The 7,176-nt window shown below is 64.9% G+C and carries 7 protein-coding genes and 2 pseudogenes; 6 read left to right on the top strand and 3 right to left on the bottom strand.

Features of this window, described 5'->3' with window-relative positions:
* Together A9X05_RS20495 and A9X05_RS20490 are read left to right on the top strand one after the other, a co-directional pair.
* Positions 1-207: pseudogene (locus A9X05_RS20495) on the top strand (4-hydroxy-2-oxovalerate aldolase); the annotation flags it as partial.
* Positions 208-369: 162 nt separating this feature from the next.
* Positions 370-1,272: an alpha/beta fold hydrolase gene (locus A9X05_RS20490; protein ID WP_067783805.1), complete on the top strand. Its 903-nt coding sequence runs from the start codon at positions 370-372 to the stop codon at positions 1,270-1,272.
* An 84-nt stretch (positions 1,273-1,356) separates the two neighbouring features.
* On the opposite strand, the gene A9X05_RS20485 is transcribed toward A9X05_RS20490, so the two are convergent.
* Both A9X05_RS20485 and A9X05_RS20480 read right to left on the bottom strand, forming a co-directional pair.
* Complete coding sequence (locus A9X05_RS20485) at positions 1,357-2,190, bottom strand: mycofactocin-coupled SDR family oxidoreductase (protein WP_067783802.1); 834 nt, start codon at positions 2,188-2,190, stop codon at positions 1,357-1,359.
* A 38-nt stretch (positions 2,191-2,228) separates the two neighbouring features.
* Positions 2,229-2,546 (bottom strand): 2Fe-2S iron-sulfur cluster binding domain-containing protein, encoded by a 318-nt coding sequence (locus tag A9X05_RS20480; RefSeq protein WP_067748083.1) that lies wholly within the window; start codon positions 2,544-2,546, stop codon positions 2,229-2,231.
* Positions 2,547-2,678: 132 nt separating this feature from the next.
* Here A9X05_RS20480 and A9X05_RS20475 point away from each other — a divergent pair, with 132 nt between their 5' ends.
* From A9X05_RS20475 to A9X05_RS20465, 3 genes are read left to right on the top strand one after another with little or no spacing between them, the layout of a single operon-like run.
* On the top strand, positions 2,679-4,304 hold the full coding sequence (locus A9X05_RS20475) for an NAD(P)/FAD-dependent oxidoreductase (RefSeq protein ID WP_067783799.1): 1,626 nt from the start codon (positions 2,679-2,681) through the stop codon (positions 4,302-4,304).
* On the top strand, positions 4,304-5,104 hold the full coding sequence (locus tag A9X05_RS20470) for a mycofactocin-coupled SDR family oxidoreductase (protein ID WP_067783796.1): 801 nt from the start codon (positions 4,304-4,306) through the stop codon (positions 5,102-5,104). Before A9X05_RS20475 ends, A9X05_RS20470 begins: the two co-directional genes overlap by 1 nt.
* An 11-nt stretch (positions 5,105-5,115) precedes the next feature.
* Positions 5,116-5,970, top strand: coding sequence for an SDR family oxidoreductase (locus tag A9X05_RS20465; protein ID WP_067783793.1), 855 nt, complete (start codon positions 5,116-5,118; stop codon positions 5,968-5,970).
* A 35-nt stretch (positions 5,971-6,005) separates the two neighbouring features.
* On the opposite strand, the gene A9X05_RS20460 is transcribed toward A9X05_RS20465, so the two are convergent.
* Positions 6,006-6,575: a thioesterase family protein gene (locus A9X05_RS20460; protein WP_231978441.1), complete on the bottom strand. Its 570-nt coding sequence runs from the start codon at positions 6,573-6,575 to the stop codon at positions 6,006-6,008.
* A gap of 164 nt (positions 6,576-6,739) precedes the next feature.
* Here A9X05_RS20460 and A9X05_RS20455 point away from each other — a divergent pair.
* Positions 6,740-7,176 (top strand): annotated as a pseudogene (locus A9X05_RS20455) (hydroxylase); the annotation flags it as partial.

The following is a 7,176-nucleotide window of genomic DNA, read 5'->3' as shown; positions in this document are numbered from 1 at the left end:
TGCCTGCTGGACCGCAACGCCCTGATCATGGGCTACTCCGGGGTCTACTCGAGCTTCCTCAAGCACGCCATCCGCCAATCCGAACGCTACGGCGTGCCCGCCCACCAGCTACTACACCGCGCCGGTCAACGCAAACTCATCGGCGGCCAAGAGGACCAACTCATCGACATCGCACTGGAAATCAAACGCGAGCAGCACACGGCGTGACAAACCTGGTGGACGCAAGTCGGCTGTGCAGCAACAGGTGTCGCCGACCGCGTCGTCGGACCACAGTCCGCCGTGACGACACTATCCAGCGCCAGTCATCGCACCACCCGGTCAGCGGAACACCGCGGCGTGCCACCCGCGACGCCGTGGCAGGCTGACATCGTGACAGACACTTCCGAGAAGGTCTTCCTAGGCGAGCAGGACGTACGCGAAATCCTGCTACCGCAAGGGATTTTGCGCTACTACGACACTGACCCAGAGGCCACGGCGGCGCAGCCGCTGCTGTTTTTGCATGGCTCGGGTCCCGGGGTCACCGGATGGCGCAACTTCCGCGGCATCCTGCCCACCTTCGCCGAGCACTTCCGCTGCATCGTCCTGGAATTTCCCGGTTTCGGCGTCAGCGATGACTTCGGCGGCCACCCCATGGTCATGGCATTTGGCACCGTATCGCCGTTCTTGGATGCGCTGGGCGTCGAAAAGGCGCACATCGTCGGCAACTCGATGGGCGGGGGTGTGGGCATCAACTTCGCTATCCACAACCCCGATCGTGTCGACCGTCTGGTCACGATCGGCGGGATCGGCATCAACATCTTCAGCCCTAGCCCGAGTGAGGGCATTCGGCTGTTGCAGGAGTTCGTCGAAGACCCGACTCGGCAGCGGCTGGTCGACTGGCTCAAATCGATGGTGTACGACCAGTCCCTGATCACTGACGAACTGGTCGAGGAACGCTGGCAATTGGCCATCGATCCGGACACCCTGGCCGCGGCGCGCCGCATGTACGGCAAAGCGGCGTTTGCCGCGATGAACACCGCGATGGCCGCCTCGGAAAACCCGATGCCGTGGGCAATCCTGCACAAGTTGACCGTCCCCACGCTGCTTACATGGGGTCGCGACGACCGAGTGAGCCCACCGGATATGGCGCTGATCCCGATGCGCACCATCCAAGACGCCGAACTTCACGTATTTCCCAAGTCCGGGCACTGGGCGATGATCGAAGCGAAGCAAGCCTTCGAAAGCACCGTGCTGGCGTTCCTCTCACGGCAGCATGATGCCCATTCGGTGTAACGGCGGTGCAGATGCGGCTCCGGATTATCCAGCGTGACAAAGGGAAAGAAAGCCAGCGGACAGTTCTTTCATGTCGCGCCCTCCCTATCGTTGAGTCGCACCAGCGTCGACGGGCAGCGTGACCGCGGTGATATAGCGCGCCTCGTCGGAAGCGAGAAACAAAGCGGCGTTGGCGACATCGACCGGTTCGACCCACGGCACCGCGAGCATGTTCATGCGAAGGGCCGCTTCGGCGAACTCGGCACGCGTCGGCGCCCTGTCGAGGTCGGGACGAAACGCGCTGCGCACTGCGTCGTTTTGAATCAGCGGAGTGTCCACATTGGTCGGATGGACGCAATTGACTCGGACATTCTGCGGCGCAAGTTCTTTGGCCAGGCTCTGCATCAGGCCGACCACGCCGTGCTTAGCCGCGGTGTAATGGGCGACGCCCACCAATCCGCGAAGGCCTGCGATCGAATTGGTCAGGACGATCGCACCCCCACCTTGCGCAATCAGGTGCGGCGCAGCGGCCCGACACGTGTGCCACACACCGGTGAGGTTGACATCCAACATAGTCCGCCAGGCCGCCTCGGTGAGGTCCAGCGCCAGTGCACGCGAAGTGATCCCAGCGGTAGCACATACCACGTCCAATCTTCCCAGCCGTCGCACACCGCGATCGGTGGCCGCCTGGACGCCGTCGACATCGCGCACGTCGACGATCTCGGTATGTATTTTGGCGCCGGTATCGCGCACTTGGGCGGCGGTGTGCTCCAGGTCGTCGACTGTGCTGTGCGGAACCACCACTGTGTCAACGGGAGCGCACACGTCAAGGGCCACGATATCGGCGCCCTCCTGGGCTAACCGCACCGCCTGCGCACGCCCGATTCCCCGCGCCGCGCCCGTGATCAGGGCCACCTTCCCAGCGACCCTGCCGGTCACGTCGCAACCTCTGTCATATCGGCACGCCGTTCATGCGCCTAGAACTCAATGTGGATGTTGTCGGTCACTGGCCGGGCTTGACACCCGAGGATCAAGCCGTCGGCGCGGTCTTCGGGTCCCAGCACATCTCCACCGGCCATATCCACCTCCCCGGAAATCAAGGTCGCCACGCAGGAGCCGCAATGCCCTTCTCGGCACGAATGCGGCACATTGATCCCGGCGTCAAGCATCATCTCGACCAGGGTCTGGTCGCGGCGCCATTGCAGTCGATGGAGAGCACCGTCCAACTCGACGTCTACGGTGGCCACCGCGGCATCGGTGCACAGGGCGGCGCCTTGTTCTTCGACATCTGCCATGCGGCCGATCCTTGCCACATTGGTCCGTGATGTCGTGGTCGGATTCCGATGGACGGGAGGTCGCCATCCCGGCGTCCAGTCACCGGGACGTCTCCTGCGATTCCGGGCGCAGCGGCCCTACCGTCGCTGTTCGTGACCAGTAGCACGAACGACGGGTTGGACCAGGGCATCGACGTGGTGGTCGTAGGTGCCGGCTTTGCCGGGCTTTACGCCCTGCACAAGCTGCGCGCCGACGGGTTGACGGTCAAGGTGTTCGAGGCCGGTCCCGACGTGGGTGGCACGTGGTATTTCAACCGGTATCCGGGCGCCCGCTGCGACGTCGAGAGCGTCGACTACTGCTATTCGTTCTCCGATGACCTGCAACAGGAGTGGGACTGGTCGGAAAAGTACGCCACCCAAGAGGAGATCCTGCGCTACATCAACTGGGTGGCCGACAGGTTGGATCTGCGCCGCGACATCGTCTTCAACACCCGTGTCACGTCGGCGGTTCTCGACGAGCAGCGGTTGCGGTGGACGGTGACCACCGATACCGGGCAACGAGTGAGCGCGCGGTTCTGTGTGATGGCGACGGGCCCATTGTCCGCGGCGATGACCCCACCTTTTGCCGGCCTCGACCGTTTCACTGGCGAGATCTACCACACCGCGGCATGGCCACACGAAACGGTCGACTTCACCGGTAAGCGCGTCGCGGTCATCGGGACGGGATCTTCGGGCATTCAGTCGATCCCGATCATCGCGGAACAAGCCGCGCAACTCTACGTCTTTCAGCGCACCCCGAATTACAGTGTCCCCGCCGGCAATCGGCCTCTCACCGACGAAGACCGGGCCCGGGTCAAGGCCAATTACGCCGAACGCAGGCGCTTATCATGGCGCAGCGGCGGCGGCTCACCGCACATCGCCCATCCGAAACTGACGATGCAAGCCAGCCCCGAAGAGCGGCGCGCGGCGTTCGAAAAACGCTGGGATCTCGGCGGGGTGCTGTTCTCCAAAACCTTCTCCGACCAGATGATCGACCCGGACGCCAACGAGGAGGCGCGCAAGTTCTATGAGGAGAAAGTTCGGGCCATCATTGATGACCCCGCGCTGGCCGAACTGCTGATCCCCACGGATCACCCGATCGGCACCAAGCGGATCTGTACCGACAGCAACTACTTTCAGACATTCAACCGCCCCAACGTGACACTGATCAGTGTGCGAGACACGCCGATCGAATCTGTCGATGCCACCGGCGTCAACACCAGCAACGCCCATTACGACCTGGACATGATCGTGTTGGCTACCGGATTTGACGCGATGACAGGGGCATTGGCCAGAATCGACATCGTCGGCCGGGGCGGTAAACGGCTGCGCGATGACTGGAGCAATGGGCCGCGAACCTACTTGGGTCTGAGCACTGACGGCTTTCCCAACTTGTTCGTCGTGTGCGGCCCCGGCGCGCCGGCGGTGCTGGCCAACATGGTGCTGCACGCCGAGGCGAATGTGAATTGGATCGCCGACTCGATCAGATATCTCGACGATCACGGCTACACGGCGATCGAGGCGACTCCCGATGCGGTGGACAACTGGGTCGCCGAATGCGCGCGCCGAGCCGAGGCCACCCTGTTCACCAAGGCCGACTCCTGGTACATGGGCGCCAACGTGCCTGGCAAGCCGCGGGTGTTCATGCTGTTCCTCGGCGGGTTTGGGACCTACCTCGACATCTGCAATGAAGTCGCCGAGGCTGGGTACAAAGGGTTTTCGCTGACCAAGGCGCCCTGATGTCGAGCCTGTCGGGTCGTGTGGCGCTGGTGACAGGCGCTGGGCGCGGCACCGGGCGCGCCCTGTGCGAGCGATTCGCAGACGAAGGCGCCGACGTCATCGCGGTGGACGTGCCGGCGGCAGCAGAAGACCTCGAACAGACCGCCGCCGCGGTGGCGCAGCGCGGCCGACGCGCGGTGACGGGGCTGGCCGATGTCAGCGACTTGGGCGCACTGACCGGCGCGGTGGACGCCGCCGTCGCCGACCTGGGACGCCTTGACATCGTCGTAGCCAACGCAGGCGTCCACACGGTGTCGGCTCCGACGTGGGAGATCACTACCCACGACTGGCAGCAGACCCTGGATGTCAACGTGACCGGCGTCTGGCACACCGTCAAAGCCGCCGTCCCGCACCTCGGCGAGGGCGGCGGGTCCGTCGTGATTATCAGCTCCACCAACGGTCTTCGCGGCACGGCCACCACCGCTGCTTACACTGCGAGCAAGCATGCCGTGGTTGGGTTGGCGCGCACGCTGGCCAACGAACTGGGCCCGCGCGCCATCCGCGTCAATACTGTTCATCCTGGAGCGGTCGGGACCTCGATGGTGCTCAACGAGGCGACGTTTAAACGCCTTCGGCCTGACCTGACCAGCCCGACGGCGGCCGACGCTGCAGAAGCGCTCGCGGCTCGCCACCTGCTCCCGGTTCCGTGGGTGGAGCCGGTAGACGTCGCCAACGCCGTGGTTTTCCTGACCTCCGACCACGCCCGCTACATCACCGGCACCCAGCTCGTGGTCGATGCCGGCCTGTTAGCCAAGGCCTAGCAGCGACGCGGATGGGAACCTACGCCGTCACCGGGTCGGCATCGGGCATGGGCCAAGCCGTCGTCCGCAAACTGCTGGCCGCGGGTCACCGCGTGATCGGCGTCGACATTCAGGACGCTGACGTCGTGGCGGATCTGTCCACTCCCGACGGACGCAGGACGGCCGCCGCTGCCGTGTGCACTACCGGCGACGGTCGACTCGACGGTGCCGTGCTGGCCGCTGGTGTGGGCCCCACCCCGGGCGCGGGTAGCGCGGCCCGGATCCTGGCGGTGAACTTCTTAGGTGTGGTCGAGCTCCTAGAGGCATGGCACCCGGCACTGGCGGCGGCCGGCGATGCGAAAGTCGTGGTTGTGGGCAGTAATTCGTCGACGACAATGCCGTTGGTGCCCCAGCGAGCCGTGCGGGCGTTACTGGGCCGCGATCTCCACAAGGCCGAGCGTGCACTACGAGTGTTCCGATCGGTCGCCCCCTCGATGGCCTACGGCGCATCGAAGATCGCGGTGGCGCGCTGGGTGCGTCGGACCGCAGTGACACCGGCGTGGGCGGGTGCGGGTATCCGGCTCAACGCGATCGCTCCGGGCGCGGTGATGACCCCCCTGCTCGAGCGACAGCTGGCCACACCGCGTGAAGCCAGGGCCATCCGCGCGTTCCCGGTCCCGGTCGGTGGGTTCGGTGATCCCACGCACCTCGCGGACTGGATGGTGTTCATGTTGTCGGATGCCGCCGAGTTTCTCTGCGGCAGTGTGCTTTTCGTCGACGGCGGGTCTGATTCCTACTTCCGCGCCGACGCCTGGCCGGCCCGCGTCCCGACTCCGCAACTGCCGCGGTATATGTGGCGGTTGCTGAGGTTTGGCCGCCGGCGATAGGTTTGACGGCGGTAATCACCGGGCCGCTGGCCGTTTCATGGTTGACGTCGCACGCCCATCGCGCCGCAGACGGGCGCGGCCCACTCCAGGGTCGACGAGTACCTGACGTGCTCGTCGAAAGCAGCGGCGATGTCGACCGGCATCGCCACGGGCAGCCGGCGGGTCAGATCGACGTGCACGAGGACCATCTCAAGTGTCGCCGATAGGCGTTGCCGGTACCGATCCACGGCGAATGACATCATGCGCACCACCTTGGGTGAGCGGTCAAGGACGCGGGCGTAGAGATCGGCCGTGTCATCTTCGATCAGCTCGCTGTAGTAGCGCAGGTGGTGCTCGACGGTGAAGAGGCCGAGCTGTCGATCAGCCCGGTCGGCGTCGTCGATCCCGAGTTCACGCACCAACGCATCGGCGGCGGCCGAACCGAAATCCAGATAATGCAACACGTTCATGTGGCCGTTCCCATCGATGAAGTCACGGGACACATTCCGTGTGATGGCACAGCGCAATTGGGCCACTTGGGCAGCCGACGGCAAGCTTTGCTCTTCCGGCGTCGGTGCCTGCTGATTATGGCCGCATCGAGATGCTGCTCCCTGAACCTGGTTCAAAGGCGCTGACGCTAGGCCCATCGATGGGACCTGGCTGCCGTGTGTCCCGACTGTCGGACGACAGCTCACGTCTTATCTCGGCGTCCGCTGACCGGGAACAGCGTCCAGTGGGCCGCGGACTTCAATAGATCATTACTACGCCCACAGACGTAAAGGACAACGATATGAGCGAGCGGGTACTCGACCGGGTCGTGGCGATGGCGGATCAGTTGCGCGACCAGGCCCCCGAGGCCGAGCGGATCGGCCGCCTGACCGACGACAGCGTGAAGCTGATGAAGTCGGCCGGGTTGATCCGGCTGCTGCAGCCCAAGAGCCACGGCGGCCTTGAGGTCCACCCGCGCGAGTTCGCCGAGACCGTGATGGCCACCGCCGCACTCGATCCGGCCGCCGGCTGGATCGTCGGCGTGGTCGGCGTGCACCCCTACCAGTTGGCGTACGCGGACCCGAAAGTGCCCAACGAGGTATGGGCCGACGACGTCGACACGTGGATGGCGTCACCGTACGCGCCGCAGGGGGTGGCCAAGCCCGTCGACGGGGGCTACCTCTTCAACGGCCGCTGGCAGTTCAGCTCGGGCACCGACCACTGCGACTGGATCATCCT

Source organism: Mycobacterium sp. E3298 (assembly GCF_001666895.1).
Taxonomy (GTDB): Bacteria; Actinomycetota; Actinomycetes; order Mycobacteriales; family Mycobacteriaceae; genus Mycobacterium.
This window is presented reverse-complemented; position numbering and strand designations above follow the sequence as displayed.

Coding starts and splice junctions, on each gene's coding strand:
- A9X05_RS20480 (WP_067748083.1), bottom strand. CDS start 2,546: ATGGCAGATGTCGAAGAACAAGGCGCCGCCCTGTGCACCGATGCCGCG.
- A9X05_RS20470 (WP_067783796.1), top strand. CDS start 4,304: ATGTCGAGCCTGTCGGGTCGTGTGGCGCTGGTGACAGGCGCTGGGCGC.
- A9X05_RS20465 (WP_067783793.1), top strand. CDS start 5,116: ATGGGAACCTACGCCGTCACCGGGTCGGCATCGGGCATGGGCCAAGCC.